Origin of the sequence: Erwinia sp. INIA01, assembly GCF_025947915.1 — a bacterium.
GTDB lineage: Bacteria > Pseudomonadota > Gammaproteobacteria > Enterobacterales > Enterobacteriaceae > Erwinia > Erwinia coffeiphila.
In genome coordinates, this window is record NZ_JAPDNC010000004.1 from 45,915 (window position 1) to 61,666 (window position 15,752).

Annotated in this window: 15 protein-coding genes; 9 read left to right on the forward strand and 6 right to left on the reverse strand. The window is 55.9% G+C overall.

All coding sequences use genetic code 11. The features are described 5' to 3' along the window. Positions 1-15: 15 nt before the first annotated feature. Genes OMR58_RS08255 through OMR58_RS08265 form a run of 3 tightly spaced genes read right to left on the reverse strand, consistent with a single transcriptional unit; the run spans position 16 to position 4,931 of the window. The gene (locus OMR58_RS08255; RefSeq protein ID WP_264545686.1) at positions 16-744 is read right to left on the reverse strand and encodes an amino acid ABC transporter ATP-binding protein; all 729 of its coding nucleotides are present in this window, start codon (positions 742-744) and stop codon (positions 16-18) included. Next, positions 741-1,979 (reverse strand): M20/M25/M40 family metallo-hydrolase, encoded by a 1,239-nt coding sequence (locus OMR58_RS08260; protein WP_264545687.1) that lies wholly within the window; start codon positions 1,977-1,979, stop codon positions 741-743. The genes OMR58_RS08255 and OMR58_RS08260 overlap by 4 nt, the downstream gene beginning before the upstream one ends. Before the next feature lie 18 nt (positions 1,980-1,997). Further along, positions 1,998-4,931, reverse strand: a complete 2,934-nt coding sequence (locus OMR58_RS08265; RefSeq protein ID WP_264545688.1) for an FAD-dependent oxidoreductase — start codon at positions 4,929-4,931, stop codon at positions 1,998-2,000. An 88-nt stretch (positions 4,932-5,019) separates the two neighbouring features. Here OMR58_RS08265 and OMR58_RS08270 point away from each other — a divergent pair, with 88 nt between their 5' ends. The 5 genes from OMR58_RS08270 to OMR58_RS08290 are packed head-to-tail and all read left to right on the forward strand — an operon-like array spanning position 5,020 to position 9,665. Next, entirely contained in the window at positions 5,020-5,916 is an 897-nt protein-coding gene (locus tag OMR58_RS08270; RefSeq protein WP_264545689.1) for a dihydrodipicolinate synthase family protein, read from the forward strand. A 33-nt stretch (positions 5,917-5,949) separates the two neighbouring features. Further along, entirely contained in the window at positions 5,950-6,765 is an 816-nt protein-coding gene (locus OMR58_RS08275) for an ABC transporter substrate-binding protein (protein WP_105592722.1), read from the forward strand. Between the two features lie 18 nt (positions 6,766-6,783). After that, positions 6,784-7,533, forward strand: a complete 750-nt coding sequence (locus OMR58_RS08280) for an amino acid ABC transporter permease (protein WP_234472032.1) — start codon at positions 6,784-6,786, stop codon at positions 7,531-7,533. Next, on the forward strand, positions 7,530-8,942 hold the full coding sequence (gene hydA / locus OMR58_RS08285) for a dihydropyrimidinase (protein WP_264545690.1): 1,413 nt from the start codon (positions 7,530-7,532) through the stop codon (positions 8,940-8,942). Before OMR58_RS08280 ends, hydA begins: the two co-directional genes overlap by 4 nt. A gap of 45 nt (positions 8,943-8,987) precedes the next feature. Then, on the forward strand, positions 8,988-9,665 hold the full coding sequence (locus tag OMR58_RS08290) for a GntR family transcriptional regulator (RefSeq protein WP_105592724.1): 678 nt from the start codon (positions 8,988-8,990) through the stop codon (positions 9,663-9,665). 12 nt (positions 9,666-9,677) lie between these two features. Here the strand turns inward: OMR58_RS08290 and OMR58_RS08295 are convergent, their stop codons facing one another. Beyond that, the gene (locus OMR58_RS08295; protein ID WP_105592725.1) at positions 9,678-10,256 is read right to left on the reverse strand and encodes a TetR/AcrR family transcriptional regulator; all 579 of its coding nucleotides are present in this window, start codon (positions 10,254-10,256) and stop codon (positions 9,678-9,680) included. A 151-nt stretch (positions 10,257-10,407) separates the two neighbouring features. Next, positions 10,408-10,995: an NAD(P)H-dependent oxidoreductase gene (locus tag OMR58_RS08300; protein ID WP_200562835.1), complete on the reverse strand. Its 588-nt coding sequence runs from the start codon at positions 10,993-10,995 to the stop codon at positions 10,408-10,410. A gap of 260 nt (positions 10,996-11,255) precedes the next feature. On the opposite strand from OMR58_RS08300, the gene lptF reads away from it, so the two are divergent. Together lptF and lptG are read left to right on the forward strand one after the other, a co-directional pair. Continuing rightward, positions 11,256-12,326 carry an LPS export ABC transporter permease LptF gene (gene lptF, locus OMR58_RS08305; protein WP_200562833.1) on the forward strand — a complete coding sequence of 357 codons (1,071 nt, stop codon included), beginning with the start codon at positions 11,256-11,258 and terminating at the stop codon, positions 12,324-12,326. After that, complete coding sequence (gene lptG, locus OMR58_RS08310) at positions 12,323-13,402, forward strand: LPS export ABC transporter permease LptG (RefSeq protein WP_264545691.1); 1,080 nt, start codon at positions 12,323-12,325, stop codon at positions 13,400-13,402. The genes lptF and lptG overlap by 4 nt, the downstream gene beginning before the upstream one ends. Here lptG and OMR58_RS08315 read toward each other — a convergent pair. Continuing rightward, the gene (locus OMR58_RS08315) at positions 13,399-14,115 is read right to left on the reverse strand and encodes a thymidylate kinase (protein WP_200562828.1); all 717 of its coding nucleotides are present in this window, start codon (positions 14,113-14,115) and stop codon (positions 13,399-13,401) included. The two genes, lptG and OMR58_RS08315, sit on opposite strands and share 4 nt — an antisense overlap. Positions 14,116-14,259: 144 nt before the next feature. Between OMR58_RS08315 and OMR58_RS08320 the strand changes: the two genes are divergently transcribed. Continuing rightward, positions 14,260-14,988: a hypothetical protein gene (locus OMR58_RS08320; protein WP_200562826.1), complete on the forward strand. Its 729-nt coding sequence runs from the start codon at positions 14,260-14,262 to the stop codon at positions 14,986-14,988. After that, positions 14,981-15,730: a hypothetical protein gene (locus OMR58_RS08325; RefSeq protein WP_200562824.1), complete on the forward strand. Its 750-nt coding sequence runs from the start codon at positions 14,981-14,983 to the stop codon at positions 15,728-15,730. Before OMR58_RS08320 ends, OMR58_RS08325 begins: the two co-directional genes overlap by 8 nt. The last annotated feature ends 22 nt before the right edge of the window (positions 15,731-15,752 follow it).

Consider the following 15,752-nt stretch of genomic DNA (forward strand, 5'->3'; position numbering starts at 1 on the left):
CGGTTTTCAACTCGGTTAATGGTGGATAATCTGCTCCAGGAAATCTCTTGCCCGCCCGGAAGCCGGAGCGGTAAAGAAGGCATCGGTCGGCGAATCTTCGATGATTTCTCCGGCGTCCATAAAGATCATCCGGTCGGCGATTTTCCGCGCGAAGCCCAACTCGTGGGTCACGCAGCACATGGTCATGCCCTGCTCCGCCAGTTCCGCCATCACCGCCAGCACTTCGGCGACCATTTCAGGATCCAGCGCCGAAGTCGGTTCATCAAACAGCATCGCCTTCGGCTCCATCGCCAGGGCGCGGGCTATCGCCACGCGCTGCTGCTGGCCGCCGGAAAGCTGTGCCGGGTATTTATGACCGTGGGATTTCATGCCGACGCGCTCCAGCAGCTCGTGGGCTTTTTTCTGCGCCTGCTCGCGGCTGTGTTTAAGGATGCGCATCTGCGGCACGATTAAATTGTCCATCACCGTCATATGCGGGAACAGCTCAAACGACTGGAATACCATACCCACCTGCTGGCGCAGCGCGGGCAGGCTGGTTTTTTTATCGCTCAGCACCATACCGTCGATATTAATCTCCCCTTTCTGGAACGGCTCCAGCGCGTTCATGCACTTGATCAGCGTGGATTTCCCGGAGCCGGAAGGACCGCAGATCACCACCACTTCCCCCTTCTGAATATCCAGGGTGCAGTTTTTTAGGACCGGCAGCTCGCCGTAGTATTTAGTCAGATTTTTAATGGCAATCATGCGGTTTTCTCCTGCAAAAGGGTGGCCAGGCTGTTGGCAACCACCAGGGTGGCGCGGCGTAAGTCATCAAGGTGAATGCGTTCGTCGGCGCGATGGCCGTTCGCTTCCAGGAAGCTGCGCGGTCCGGCACCGTACATGATGGTCGGGATACCGGCACCGCTGTACAGCCGCGCGTCGGTGTACAGCGGCAGGCCGACCAGCGGAATGGGCTCATTGAATACGGCTTCGGCCTGCTGGCTGAAAATCTCTGCCAGCGCCAGGCTCTGCGGCGAAGGGGTAAACGGACGGGCAAGCAGGATGCGACGTGCGTTGAAGGCCACGCCGGGAACCTGCCGCTGTACGTCGGCGACCAGCGCCAGCAGCTCCTGCTCGACGGCCTCCGGGTTTTCTTCCGGGATAATGCGGCGATCCAGGCGCAGTACGAAATTGTCCGACACGACGTTGGTGTTAATGCCGCCGTTGACCAGGCCAATCACCAGCGTCGGTGAGTCGATGCCGTCAATTGCCGAATGGGTTTCGCCCAGCGCATCGCGATAGCGGTAGAGCGCAGTCATCAGGCGATTTCCGGCTTCAATGGCATCGCAGCCGGTGGTGGGAAATGCGGCGTGGGCCGACTGGCCTTTTAAATCAATTTCCAGGTGCAGGCAGCCGTTGTGCGCGGTGACCACAAAGTAGCTCAGCGCGGCGCAAACCACGTAGTCCGGTTTGCTGTGGCCGTTGGCCAGCAGCCAGCCGGGGCCGGTCGATCCGCCCGTCTCTTCGTCGTATGTGATATGCAGTTCAACGGTGCCTTGCAAATCTGCACCGCTGTGAATCAGCGCCAGCAGCGCGGAAGTGTAGGTGGTGATATCGGATTTCGATACCGCCGCGCCGCGCCCGTACAGCCAGCCGTCCTCAATTTCCGCGCCGTAGGGATCTTTGCTCCAGCCGCCGCCCGGCGGCACCACGTCACCGTGGGCGTTCAGCGCCACGGTCGGGCCGGGGCCAAAGCGGTGGCGGACAATCAGGTTGGTGGCGCTGCGCATGCCACCTGCGGCGACGACGTCATCGGGCACGGTGAGGATTTCCACCTCCAGCCCGAGGTCGTGCAGGCATTGAGCTGTCATTAACGCGTGCGGAGTACAGTCGCCTGGCGGATTGTCAGACGGCATCTGTACCAGCTTTCTCAGCATCTCAACCTGCTGTTCAAAATGGTTATCAATCCAGCTGGCGAGAGTGTGTTGTGTATTGCTCACGAAAAGAAGTCCTTATTATCAGTGGAATCGGGAAATCGCATAGGGCGCAAGATCGATCTCGCTGCGGCCCTGCAAAATCTGTTGTGACAGGCTCCAGGCGACAACCGGTGCCAGCGTGTAGCCGTTAGAGGTAACCGCGTGGTAAAAGCCCGCTTTGCCGGGGACTTCACCGACGATCGGTGCACCGTCGATATTGATGTTCATCCCCGCCCAGCTGCGCACCATATGCAGGCTGTTGAGGGCGGGCAGCACCTTCCCGGCCACCCACAGGTTGCCTTCAATGCTGGCGCGCAGTGACTGGTTCATCCGCATTTCGGGGTTAAATCCGGCGCTCCAGCCGCCGCCGATCAGAATGCTGCCGTGTGCGGTTTGCTTGAGGCTCAGGTGGCGGCCCGCGTGGGCGATCAGGTGGTCAATACGCGGTGCGGACTGTTCGGTGACGATCATTTGCAGCGGCGCGCCTTTCACCGGCAGCGCAACATCAACCATTTCAGCCACTTTGGCCGCCCAGGCTCCGGCGGCGTTGATCACCCGCCCGGCTTCAATCACCCCACGGCTGGTCTGCACCCGGTAACCGCCGTGCGGCAGTGGTTCGATGGCCTGCACATCGGTCCCGCGCTGGAAGCGTGCACCGGCCTCCGTCGCCAGTCTGTTAACCACGTAGGTGGCACGCAGCGGGTTGATTTTTCCTTCCATCGGGCAAAACTCCGCGCCGAGCAGGTCCGGTGACAGATGAGGAGAAAGCCGGTTGAGCTGGGCGGCATCCAGCAGTTCGGTTTCAATGCCGTAGCGGCGCTCCAGGGCGATTTTCTGCTCCAGAAAACGCATGTCCTGTTCCGTTTCGGCCACCATCAGCCCGCCGGTAATTTTAATTTCCAGCGATTCGCCGCTGGCCTGTTCCAGCGCCTGCCACAGCCTGACCGACGTCGGACCCAGCGGTAGCGTCTGCGCCGCCGGGCCGCCGCCCTCCTGCGCCTTGCTACCAAAATCAAAGGACAGCAGCTGTACGTGCAGGCTGCCCGCATTGGCACCGGAGGCCTGCAGGTTGATCTCGTCACGCTCCACCACCAGCACACCGGCACCGCCCGCCGCGAGGTAATAACCGAGGCAGTTACCCATCACCCCGCCGCCAATCACCAGAATGTCGGTTTTTTGCAACGGCAGCGCGGTCTGCTCCACCGGTCGGGCAAGATTGGGAGTGATGGCGGGTTTATGCCCGCCCCATTCCGGTTTTTCAAAAGCCAGTGCGGCAATCGGAACGGGGCGCACGGGGAAACGCGGCGCGTAAAATCCGCTGACGGTGTTATGACGGCCGGTCATCTCCTCCACCAGCTGCGCCACCATCCCGGAACAGGTGCGCCCCTGGCACAGCCCCATACCGCTGCGCAGATTGCGCTTCAGCGCGGCGGGGGTGTCGATCCCCTGGCTGATGGCCTGGCGCAGGCGGCCCAGAGTGATATTTTCGCAGCGGCAGATCACCGTTTCATCTTCCAGCGAGGCCAGGCTGACGGCCGGTGCCTGATAGACCTGCCACAGCGAGCGCTGGAAATCCTCGGCCCGGGTCAGGCGGGATGTGAGGGTAGGAATCTCCTGAGGGCTGACCGTTTTGCCCAGCGCGGCAGCGGCGGCGAGACCCGCCAGCCTGCCACGCGCCTGCGCCACCTGTGCGCCGCCCAGTTTCGCGCCGTCGCCCACGACGTAAACCCCGCTGACGCTGGTTGCGCCGTTTGGGTCGGTTTTAATCGTCGGCGTGCTGAACGGCGTGGCGGAAAGCTGCTGTTCGCAGCCGAGCATACGGGCAAGATCGGTGGAAGGGATAAAACCGTGGCCCAGGCAGAGCACATCGCAGTCGATTTCCCGGCGGGAACCGGCAATACGCTGCCCGTTCGCGTCGACGCGCATCACGGTGATCCGCTCCAGGCGCTGTTGCCCGTGCGCGGCCACCACCTCATAACCCCAGCTGAGCGGCACGCGATGTTTTTTTAATACGCCAAGGTAGTGCCGCCCCTTCCACAGCAGTTCGGGGGCCGCCTGCAGCATGGTGAAGATCTGGCGGAAATGCTTCAGCCCGGGTTTCGGCGCGCGCTCCAGCACTTCGACAACAGAACCCTGACTCTCCAGCAGGTCGGCGGCAAACTGCAGATTCAGCGGGCCGTTGCCACTCACTACCACCCGGCTGCCCGGGATCACGCGATAGGCTTTAGCCAGCGTCTGCCCGGCTCCGGTGGTCATCACGCCCGGCAGCGTCCAGCCGGGAAACGGCACGGGGCGTTCGTAGGCACCGGTGGCAATAATCAGCTGCGCGGGGCGAAACAGCCGCGTCTGACCGTTAACCATCACGGCGATTTCATTCACGGAGAAGGCCGCCCAGACGGTGGCCTGTTGCACCACGGTAACGCCCGCTGCGACGGCGTCGGTCAGCAGCTTTTCGCCGTCGCGCCACTGCGGCGGCATGTTGCCGTGCAGAATATGGGACGGTGCCAGCGGCTTGAAAAACTGCCCGCCGCTCTGCGGTCGCTCATCGATGACGATCACCGCAGCCCCGGCCTGCGCTGCCGCCAGCGCGGCAGAGAGTCCGGCAGGCCCGGCTCCCAGCACCAGCAGATCGCAGGCGGTTTCAGCGGGTTCAACCGTCGCGGGTGCCGACGCCAGCGGCTGAGGCGTGCGATCGTCTGAACGACGGCTGTGAATTTGCATCCCCTGCTCAACCAGCGTCATACAGCTGCGCTGCGATCCTTTGCCGTCGACCTCCACCACGCATTCATAGCAGGAGCCCATCCCGCACCACAATCCGCGCTTTTCGCCCTGCGTATTTTCGCGCAGCGCCACGATATTACTGCGGGCCAGGGCGGCCGCGATCGTCTCTGAAGCCAGAGCCTGTATGGCCTGGCCATCAAACCAGATGGTCCGGGTTTCGGCACTCTGGCTGATATCTTGAGATTTTAGTTCCACAGATCTTGTGCTCCGACATCGTATACGTATACAGTACGTATACGGTATACAAACGGTGTTCATCAAGAACTTTCTCAAGGAACTCAGCATGTCTACGTTTCGCGGCACTTACACGGTATTGATTACCCCCTTTACCCCTGATGGTTCAGCAATAGATGTGCCAGCTTTGAAAAAACTGGTTAACTGGCAAATTGAACAGGGAATTCATGGACTTATTCCGCTCGGCAGCACCGGTGAGTTTTTATCGATGAGCCGCGAGGAGCGCCAGCTGGTCACTGAAACGGTGGTGTGCACCGCAAGCGGGCGTGTGCCGGTGCTGATGGGCACGGGTGCAGAGTGGACCCCGGAATGCGTTGAGCTGAGCAAAGAGGCGGAAAGCATGGGTGCAGACGGCGTGATGATCATCCCGCCGTTTTACAGCTGCCCGAATGAAGACGAACTGTTTGCCCACTATCGCGCGGTCGGGGAAGCGATCTCCATCCCGATCATGATCTACAACAACCCGGCCACCGCCAACGTTGACCTGCTGCCGAAAACCGTCGCCCGACTGTCGCAGATCGATACGGTCAGCTACATCAAAGAATCCACGCTGGAAGTCACCCGCGTTCGCGACATTATCGAACTGTGCGGCGATCGGATGAACGTCTTTGCCGGAATACTCGGTTACGAATCCTTCTGGCTGGGGGCCTGTGGCTGGGTGGCCGTGGCCTCTAACCTGCTGCCGTCGCAGTGTGCGCAGATGTTTGAAGCCGCAGCGGATCGTCTGGATCGCGACGCGGCCCTCGCCCTGTATCGCCAGATCCTGCCGGTGGTGCGCGCCGTGGGCGGACCGCACTACGTCGCCGCCAGCAAAGCCGGTTTGTCGATGATGGGGCTCGATGTTGGTATCCCGCGCGCGCCGCGCCTGCCGCTGGCCGACGATTTACATCATGTTTTACGTCATGAATTAGAAAAACTTAACGTGCTGAACAGCTTCCAGCATTAATCACTGGCCTGAATTGACACCCGGAGAATCAACATGAAAGCCAAATTAACCTTATTAGCCGCGTTAACGCTGCTGTCCGGCAGCTGCTTCGCCGACTGTACGGCACCACAGGGTGCCAGCCTGGTTACCTCAGGCGAGTTGAAGATGTCAACCAACCCGACGCTGCCGCCGCTGCAATATGTCGACGGTGAAGGAAAGTTAAAGGGCATGCGCATTGAGATGGGCGAGGAGATTGCCAAACGCCTGTGCCTGAAAGCCGATTACACCCGCATTGAGTTCTCCGCGATGGTGCCCGGCCTGCAGGGTGGCCGCTGGGATATGATCAATACCGGCATTTTCTTCACCCCGGCCCGCGCGAAAATGATGTACATGATCCCGTATGAAAGCCAGGCGGTGAGTATTTCTACCCCACCTGCCGATGCAGGAAAAATCACCAAGGTTGAGGATCTGTCCGGTAAGAGCGTGGGCGTTGAGCTGGGCGGTTTTGAAGAAACCACCATCCGCAAAATCAGCCAGCAGCTGGTTGCCAAAAACCTTAAGCCCGTTGATATCCATACCTTCGACAACTTCACCGTCGCTTTCCAGGCACTGCGCGCGGGCCAGGTGAATGCGGTGATCAGTATTGACGCCGTGGCCGCCGACTATCAGCACAAAGGGATGTTTAAGCAGGTGATCTCGGGGCTGGAACCCACCCCGGTAGCCATCGCCTTTAAAGATCCGAAGCTGGCCGCCGCCGCCGCCGATGCGCTGAACAAGATGAATGCCGACGGCAGCCTGCCTGCGCTGTTTAAGAAATACGGCGCGGAAATGATCCCAGGAACCTTTAGCGTTCAGGGCCCCTCCTCTTAAACCACAGGAACTTTCACTATGATTCAGGGCTGGAGCTGGGAAGGCTACTTCCATTATCTCACCAACTATTTCATTTTCCTTGGGGCGGTGAATACCGTCCTGTTAACCCTGGCTGGAATGGCAGGTGGGCTGGTACTGGGTGTGGTGCTGGCCTTCGCCAGGCTGTCGCCCTGGTCCTGGGTTAATCAGTTAGCGCGTACCTATATCTGGATTTTCCGCGGTACGCCGCTGCTGGTGCAGTTGATTATCATTTATACCGGCCTGCCGCAGATCGGCATTCGCTTTACGGTGATCGAAGCGGTGATCACCGGGCTGGTGCTGAATGAGGCGGCCTATCTGGCAGAGATTATTCGCGGCGGTGTGCAGGCGCTGCCGAAGGGGCAAATCAACGCGGCCAGGGCGCTGGGCTTTAACCATGCAGGCGTGGCGCGCTACGTGATTTTCCCGCAGACCATGCGCCTGATCCTGCCGTCGCTGGGCAACAGTTTTAACGGCCTGCTGAAAACCACCTCGATCGCCTCGGTGATTTCGATGGAAGAGCTGCTGCGCCGTACGCAGATCCTGATGCAGGAGCAGTTTATGGTGCTGGAGCTGTTTATGGTGGCGGCAACCTACTACCTGATCCTCACCACGCTGTGGGACTTCATTCAGCGGCGCATCGAGCTGCACTACGCGAAAGCGTATCAGAGTACCCAGCATAGCCGCCCGGTGAAAAAGGCCCCGTTAACAGACACCAGCACCGCGCTGGCCAAGGAGACACAGCGATGAGCACGTTCGATCTGATTGTGAAAAATGCCGATATCATTACCGCTTCCGACCGTTATCACGGCGATGTCGGCATCCGCGACGGCAAAATCAGCATGATTGCCGCCGGGCTGAATGCCGAAGACGCGCGTCAGGTGATTGATGCCGCGGGCAGAATGGTCACGCCGGGCGGCGTTGATGCCCACTGCCATCTCGATCAGCCCTCGACCGATGGCTCAATCGGGGCCGACGATTTCATCAGCGGAACGCGGTCGGCTGCGTGCGGAGGCACCACCACGGTGATCCCCTTTGCCATGCAGTTTAAGGGCCAGAGCCTGCAGGATGCCGTTGCGGACTACCATCAGCGCGCCGAGGGCAAAGCCTGCATTGATTACGCATTCCATCTGATTATTACCGATGCCAACCCGGCGGTGATTGCTGAGCTGCCGGCGATGATCGAGCAGGGCCACACCTCATTTAAGATTTATATGACCTATGAGGCGCTGAAGCTGCCGGATCACCATATTCTGGATGTGCTGGATGCCGCCCGCCAGCTGGGGGCGATTTCGATGATCCACGCGGAGAACGATGACTGCATCAACTGGCTGACCGAGCGGCTAAAGAAGCAGGGAAAAATCGCCCCGCGCTATCACGCCCTCGCCCACTCGCCGATCGGCGAACGCGAGGCGACCCACCGCGCGATTTCGTTGGCCGAACTGGTCGATGTGCCGATTCTGCTGGTGCACGTTTCCAGCCGGGCGGCGATTGAACAAATTTACTGGGCGCGCGGCCAGGGCATGCACATTTTTTCGGAAACCTGTCCGCAGTATCTGTTTCTGACGGCGGAAGACCTCGGGATTGATGACAGCTTCCACGGGGCGAAATGCATTTGCAGCCCGCCGCCGCGCGATACGGACAGCCAGAACGCGGTGTGGACGGCGCTGGCCAACGGCACCTTCACCATTTTCTCCTCGGATCACTGCCCGTTTAATAATGATGCCACCGGCAAAAAGCTGCACGGTGAAAACGCATCGTTCGATCTGGTGCCGAACGGCATTGCCGGTCTGGAAACGCGCATGCCGCTGTTAATGAGCGAGGGCGTGCTGAAAAATCGCCTGTCGGCCCAGCGCTTTGTCGATCTGACCGCTACCGCCCCGGCGAAGCTTTATGGCCTCTATCCGCAAAAGGGCACTATCGCCCCCGGTTCTGATGCCGACCTGGTGATCTGGGATACGCAAACGCCGAAAACTATCAGCAGCGCCATGCTGCACACCAACGCCGACCATACGCCGTATGAAGGGAAAGAGGTTCAGGCCTGGCCTGCCGTTACGCTGTCGCACGGCGTGGCGGTGTGGGACGATAATCAGTTCCACGGCGTGCCGGGCCAGGGGCGTTTCCTCGCCTGCGCGGTCCCTTTCCCATCGGAAGGATAATTCGGTAAACTAGCGGCGGAATTAACTACTGGAAACTGCGTGAAGATGACTGACTATCAGGACCATACGCTGGCGGCAATTATGGCGTCAAAACCGTTGTATATGAAATCGGCCAGCCTGTCTGAGCAGGTCTATGTATTACTGAAAGAGTTAATTCTTGAGCGTAAAATTCCGGGCAACAGTGAAATGTCGGAGTCGCGCCTGGCCGATGAGCTACAGGTTTCACGCACTCCAATGCGTGAAGCGCTGGTCAGGCTGGCCGGTGAGAACCTGCTGGAGCGCCGCGGCGCACGCTCTTACACCGTTCGTTCGGTGGATATCAAAGAATACTTAGATACCATGGCGCTGCGTGAACTGCTGGAAGTGGAAGCGGTTGGCAAGGCGCTGGATAAAATCGGTACGCCAACGCTGGATGCGCTGATCGCCGAGCTGCATGAACTGATGAAGGCCGACGAGGAGCATCTTTTCTGGCGCTATGACGAGAAGCTGCACAACACCATCGCGGAAGCCAGCGGCAACGTGGTGCTGGCCGGCGTGTTAAAGGGGCTGCGGGTTAACGTTCGCCTGTTCCGCCTTCACAGCCCTCTGCATCGCCAGAGCGAGAATCACACCGAGCATCTCGATCTGCTGACCGCCATGCGCGAAGGCGACCGCGAGAAAAGCCTGGCCTCCATCCGCAATCACATCAGTAAGTTACGCAACGACGTCATGGCGTCTTTATAAACGACAGCCGCACTAGCGGCTGCGTTCCACCATCGCCACAATCACCTGATACAGTTCATCAACCGCCTGCTGCTCAGCAATATCGCCGCTAACGGCGGTGGCAGAAAGGCTGTCCGCCGCACCGAGCATCGCCCACAGCGCCGCATCCGACAGGCCGCGTGGGCCGCTAAACATCGCCAGCGAGCGGCGGCATTTTTCCAGATAGCTTTTCTGACACTGCTTCCTCAGCTCGGCCAGTTCCGGCGAACCGCTCAGCGCGGCAAGCACATCGGGAATTTCCCGCCCTTCCGTCAGCACGCAGTTCACATAGCTGGACGCAATAATACGGGCTTTCTCATTCAGAACCGGTTCCGCAGCGGCCACCGCATCGTCGATAACCTTATTCTGGCGGGATTCAAAATCCTGATACAGTGCAGCCAGCAGCCCCTGACGAGAGCCAAAATGCTCGTACACGGTGGGCTTAGTGATGCCTGCCGCCTCGGCAAGATGGCCCATCGTCAGCGCATCGGTCCCTTCGCTGGCAATCAGCCGCCACGCAACCGCGATCAGCTGAGCAAAGCGATCTTCCTTAGATAAGCGACGCCGCGACATCACTGACCCCGCGCCGTCATGCTTAACGCTGTATGGTGAATAATGACGCCGTGCTTCTCGTTCAGAATGCGGGGCATGCCGAAGCTCCTCGTTGTATCAATCCTGAAAAGATCGATGGTGAAAATAAGGCTGACTGGCCGCTGGCGTGGCGTTATCCGGCGATTTTATTACCGATTTTCAGCGCGATTTCCAGATGTGATTCAGGGAATTGGCCGTTTGGCGTCAGCAGCAGCTCAGATGTAACCACCTTTGCACCCACAAAATCAAATATTCCACGATCGATCTGCGTTCTCATCGCCTCATCATACCCACGACGAGAATAGGTCCCTTCGTCGGCGGCACCAATGCCAATCAGATGAACGTTCAGATTCGGCAGCATTTTTATCAGCCCACCGTCTTCTGCGGAGTCATAGGCCCAGCCGTTGGTAAACACGCGATCGATCCAGCCTTTCAGCATACCGGGGAAAGACCACCAGTAGATGGGATAGACCAGCACCAGCGCATCAGCCCGATCGATACGCTGCTGTTCAGCCACGATTTCCGCCAGCGGCGATGACTGATTGCGGAAAAATGCCAGGTCCGGCGCGGCAAAACGCGGATCGAAATTTTCTGCAAACAGATCGGCGATTTCAACGGTATTGCCACTCCCGGCATCAGTGACACCTTTCGCCACGCGGGCGGCAACATTGTGGGTGAATGACTGTGTATCCGGATGAGCAACAACAATAAGTGCGTGCATAGGTAGGTTCCCTGAGCGTGATGAGAGTGTGTTTGGCCATGATTGCCACAACATACCAAAAGTATGTTACTAATGGTATGTTGTAAATTATTCTCAAATACAGATCAACTACCAGATGGCTTACCGCACTAATCGCTCATCGCGAGCAGGCCGCTCGGGCAATAGCACGTAACTGCAAGACGGTAACGCGACTGAACTATTACTCTGAAAGGCTATAAAAATCCGTTATTTATGACGCTGATATTGAGTCTCAATATTTTATGTATTTAATCGAACGCTACATCATGGTTGCAACGCAACGACTGGTGATAACAATAATCGGCTTCCTGATTTTTATCTTTGCCAGTTATTCAACTCAACGCTATCTGACCGATGCCGCCAACGGCACGCTGGCGCTGCAATCGGTGATGTATATCGTTTTCTATAAAATATTGATTGCTCTGGAGATGCTACTTCCCATCGGGCTTTATGTTTCCGTTGCCGTTGCACTGGGACAGCTTTATAACGATTCAGAAATAACTGCCGTACTGGCTTCAGGTATAAGTCCTTTTCGGATTTATAAAGCCATCATGTTCCTGGCGATCCCGTTAGGTATTTTAGTGACCCTGCTCTCGATGTACGCTCGCCCCTGGGCCTATGCGCAAATATTCCAGTTAAAACAGCAGGCGCAGTCTGAATTAGATGTCAGCCATCTACAGGAAAAGAAATTTAATCTGAATGACAGTGGCAGAATGATTTTGAGCGATAAGATCGATCGTAAAAATAACCTGCTGTCAGATGTGCTGATTTACAGCACCTCCGGCAATAACACCTTGTTATTCCGGGCACACTCTGTGCAGGTGGTCAATCCTGCGATCGCCTCACCGGCGGTCACGCTTCATTCCGGCACGGCATATCAACTTGACCGTAAAGGCACGGATGACAACGTGCAAACGTATAAAAACTTTAATCTGCATCCTAAGCCAATGAAGCAAAGCATCGAACTCAGAAGTAAATCTGCCTCAATGGCGGAACTGTCGCGTTCACACGATCCCGCCGATATTGCCGAACGCCAGTGGCGGGAAAGCCGTGGAATTATCGCTATTTTAATGGCCCTGCTGGCGATACCATTAAGCCGTACGCGGCCACGCCAGGGGCGATTTGCCACACTGTTACCCCTGGCCGTACTGTTTGTTCTCATCTTTTATGCCGGTAACATCAGCCGTTCACTGGTGGCCAGCGATATTATCCCCTCATTCCCCGGCGTGTGGACGGTGCCATTGATAATGCTGATGGGTTTCTTCGGTCTTTTGACCCATCAGGCCTCGCTTTTACAGAAGTTTTTCCGGTGAATATTTTTAGCCGTTATCTGATTAAAAATGTTTTTCTCGGTTTCGCTGCCGCGGCGGCTTTGCTGATCCCACTCTTTTCCACTTTTGATTTTATTAATGAGCTGGATGATGTCAGTTCAGGCGGATACCACTGGACTCAGGCATTGATGGTGGTATTGATGAAACTGCCTCGCTGCCTGATCGATCTGGGGCCTTTTATCGCTTTGCTTGGCGGGATTGTCGGGCTGGGCCAGCTGTCGAAAAGCCTGGAGCTGACTGCGATGCGCGTCTCCGGCATGTCAGTTTTCAGGATAGGAATGAATGCGCTATGCGCAGGTATTATTTTTACCGTAGCGCTGTGTGCGCTGGACGAATGGGTGGCTTCACCGCTTCAGCAGCGGGCACTCCAGTTAAAAGATATTGCCGAGGCCAGAGATGATAATGCGTCCGGCTCAGCTAACACGCTGTGGGCGCGTAAAAATAATGAGTTTGTTACGATTAAAACGCTGGATGAATACAACCGGCCTGTTGGCATTGAGATATTTAAATATCACAAGGATCAAACCCTTGATTATTATATTTATGCGAAAACCGCGACCATTATTGGCAACGGCATATGGACTTTATACGATGTTAATCAAAAAACATGGACCGACGGAAAAGAAACTTCAACGTTACATGACAGTATGTCGTGGCAATCGATATTCAACCATACCAGCCTGAAAGAATTAATGATGCCCAGTGATAGCTTTTCAATCCGACAGCTGAATAACTACATCAATTATTTGCAAACAACAAACCAACCCGATCTAGAGTTCAGAATTGCACTTTGGCAAAAGCTCGGGCAGCCTGTTTTGATACTTGCGATGATATTACTTTCCGTTCCCTTCACATTTAGCAATCCTCGGGCGCCAGGTATGGGAAGCCGCCTGGCTACGGGTGCTGTTATTGGGTTACTCACCTATGTCAGCTACCAGATCATCGTCAACCTTGGCCTGTTGTTCTCTTTCAGTGCACCGTTGACGGCACTTCTTCCCCCCATACTCCTGCTGGCATCGGCATTAATACTGGTTAACCGATTTGACAAGAAGCATTAGCCCTGATGACTAGCCCCCATTTTGTATCCTCTCGACTGCAAAAAATCAGCAACGACACGTTCTGTCAAAAGAAGAACATGGTCGAGAGGTTGATTAACGTCGATATCGACAGTTTCAGAACCGGGGAAATTCAGCTTTGAAGTGACGGCTACTTTTTTTTCCAGCGATTCCCGGCGGTGATCGGGTTTTCGTGCACAGGCAACATCAATGTCAACGTCAAGTTTTAACACCAGGTCGGGCTTGTAACTGGTCATCCAGCGAAATGCCTGATGTTCACGGCCAGCCAGCCAGTTAATGAAAGGCCTGCCGGGAACATGCTCAGGCAAAAGAACACCATCATAGGCACCGGGAATTTGCATCTGAGGATAGCGATCGGCCAGGATAATCAGCCCCTGCTTGCGAAGGCGTAGCATACGGCGAAAACGAAAAAGACGCCGTAAAACAAAAATCATCATGACCAGTGCTGGTACCACACCGATTTTCGATTTTGCTACTTTCACTTTTTTACGATCGATAGTTTTACCCAATTTTTTACCCAGCAGCGGCAATTTCACTAACTGACGTTCTACATTACCTGCCTGCTTTCCTAAATGTACTTTAACAGCAGGGACATATTGATTAATAAATCCAATAAGGTGTTCAGAAATAGTCGACTTTCCGGAACCGTCGCAGCCAATAATAGCGATGATTGGTGGGTTGTTTTTCGAATTCATACAGCCATCCCTGTGAAATAAACTCCTCAGGATATAGCATTTTAAAAGAAGATTGTCGCTAATCATGCTTGTTATTCTACAGAGCTTAAACGCACCGAGAACATCGTGCATTATGGAATGCAATGTTAAAACAGGGTTGTTAACGTGAAGAATTTAAAAACGATTATCAATCACTCCCCGGTTCGGGCGATCGCGATTACGGGATGCGACGGTGCCGGAAAATCAACGCTGGCCGCTCATCTTGCAAATCATCTTTCATCTCAGGGTGAAACAGAACTGATTTATCTGGGGCAGTCTTCAGGATTTATTGGCAAACGGATCGCCGAAATTCCGGTTATCGGTTCATATATTGGGAAATATTTAATTAACCGTTCTGAACGCGTGCACAATCGCCCCTCTTCCCCACCGGGAAATATCGCTGCGCTGGTCATTTATCTGCTCTCCTGCTGGCGGGTCTATAAGTTCCGCCGCATGTTGGCGAGATCCCAACAGGGCTGTCTGTTGATTACCGACCGCTATCCGCAGGCAGAAATTCCGGGGTTCCGCGTTGATGGTCCTCAGCTTGCAAAGGCGGAAGGCGGTAATTACTGGGTGCGCATGCTGAGAAAAAGCGAACTGCGGCTTTACCGCTGGATGGCTTCATACCCGCCGGCGTTGCTGATCCGTTTGAATATTGATGAGCAAACGGCGCACTTACGCAAACCCGATCACGCCCTGTCTGCACTACGCGAGAAAATTGCCGCGATACCACAGCTGACCTTTAACGGCGCGCAAATTCTTGATTTAGATGCCCGTGAACCGGAAAGCAAAATAATCGATACATCACTGCGGGCGGTTCATCTCGCCCTTTCAGGCCTACAGAAAAATGCATAGCGATAAATTAAACGCCCAACACTCTGCCACCCACATTCCCGGACTGATTGCCGTGGTGGGCTGCGACGGCACCGGAAAATCGACGCTGACCGCAGATTTAGTGAAAACACTCAGTTCATCCTGCGCAGTGGAACGCCGCTATCTTGGATTAATATCCGGCGAGGATGGCGATAAAATCAAACGTTTACCGGTGATTGGCGTATGGCTTGAGCGCCGGCTGGCGGCAAAATCGGAGAAAACCCAGCGCATGAGCAGTAAAGCGCCTGCTCTCTGGGCCGCACTGATTATGTACGGGCTTTCCGTGTGGCGAAAAGCGAATCTGGCTAAAGCGAAACGCTTAGCTCAAAGCGGCGTACTGGTGATCAGCGATCGCTATCCGCAGGCTGAAATTTCCGGCTTTTATTATGATGGCCCCGGCATTGGAGTTGAACGCACAAGCGGGAAATTGATGACGTATCTGGCGGAACGTGAAAAACATTTATACCAGCAGATGGCTTTGTACCAGCCTGAGCTGATTATTCGTCTGGAAATTGATGCCGATACCGCCTTTTCACGCAAACCCGATCATAACTATGACGAACTGCGCGACAAGGCCCTTGTGATGAGCCAGCTTAATTACAATGGTTCCAGAGTGTTAAACATTGATGCCCGGGCTCCCTATGATGAGGTTCTGCAAACCGCGCTGGCGGCAATTTATCCGGTTATTTCTGCCGAACGGACGGAGAAACTTGCCGAGGCTTAATTTGGTATAAACATAGCGAGAT

Excerpts from the sequence above, each read along its gene's own strand:
- OMR58_RS08290 (WP_105592724.1), top strand. The coding sequence starts at position 8,988 with ATGACTGACTATCAGGACCATACGCTGGCGGCAATTATGGCGTCAAAA.
- OMR58_RS08315 (WP_200562828.1), bottom strand. The coding sequence starts at position 14,115 with ATGAATTCGAAAAACAACCCACCAATCATCGCTATTATTGGCTGCGAC.
- OMR58_RS08280 (WP_234472032.1), top strand. The coding sequence starts at position 6,784 with ATGATTCAGGGCTGGAGCTGGGAAGGCTACTTCCATTATCTCACCAAC.
- OMR58_RS08270 (WP_264545689.1), top strand. The coding sequence starts at position 5,020 with ATGTCTACGTTTCGCGGCACTTACACGGTATTGATTACCCCCTTTACC.
- OMR58_RS08300 (WP_200562835.1), bottom strand. The coding sequence starts at position 10,995 with ATGCACGCACTTATTGTTGTTGCTCATCCGGATACACAGTCATTCACC.
- hydA (WP_264545690.1), top strand. The coding sequence starts at position 7,530 with ATGAGCACGTTCGATCTGATTGTGAAAAATGCCGATATCATTACCGCT.
- lptF (WP_200562833.1), top strand. The coding sequence starts at position 11,256 with ATGTATTTAATCGAACGCTACATCATGGTTGCAACGCAACGACTGGTG.
- OMR58_RS08295 (WP_105592725.1), bottom strand. The coding sequence starts at position 10,256 with ATGTCGCGGCGTCGCTTATCTAAGGAAGATCGCTTTGCTCAGCTGATC.
- OMR58_RS08275 (WP_105592722.1), top strand. The coding sequence starts at position 5,950 with ATGAAAGCCAAATTAACCTTATTAGCCGCGTTAACGCTGCTGTCCGGC.
- OMR58_RS08255 (WP_264545686.1), bottom strand. The coding sequence starts at position 744 with ATGATTGCCATTAAAAATCTGACTAAATACTACGGCGAGCTGCCGGTC.
- OMR58_RS08325 (WP_200562824.1), top strand. The coding sequence starts at position 14,981 with ATGCATAGCGATAAATTAAACGCCCAACACTCTGCCACCCACATTCCC.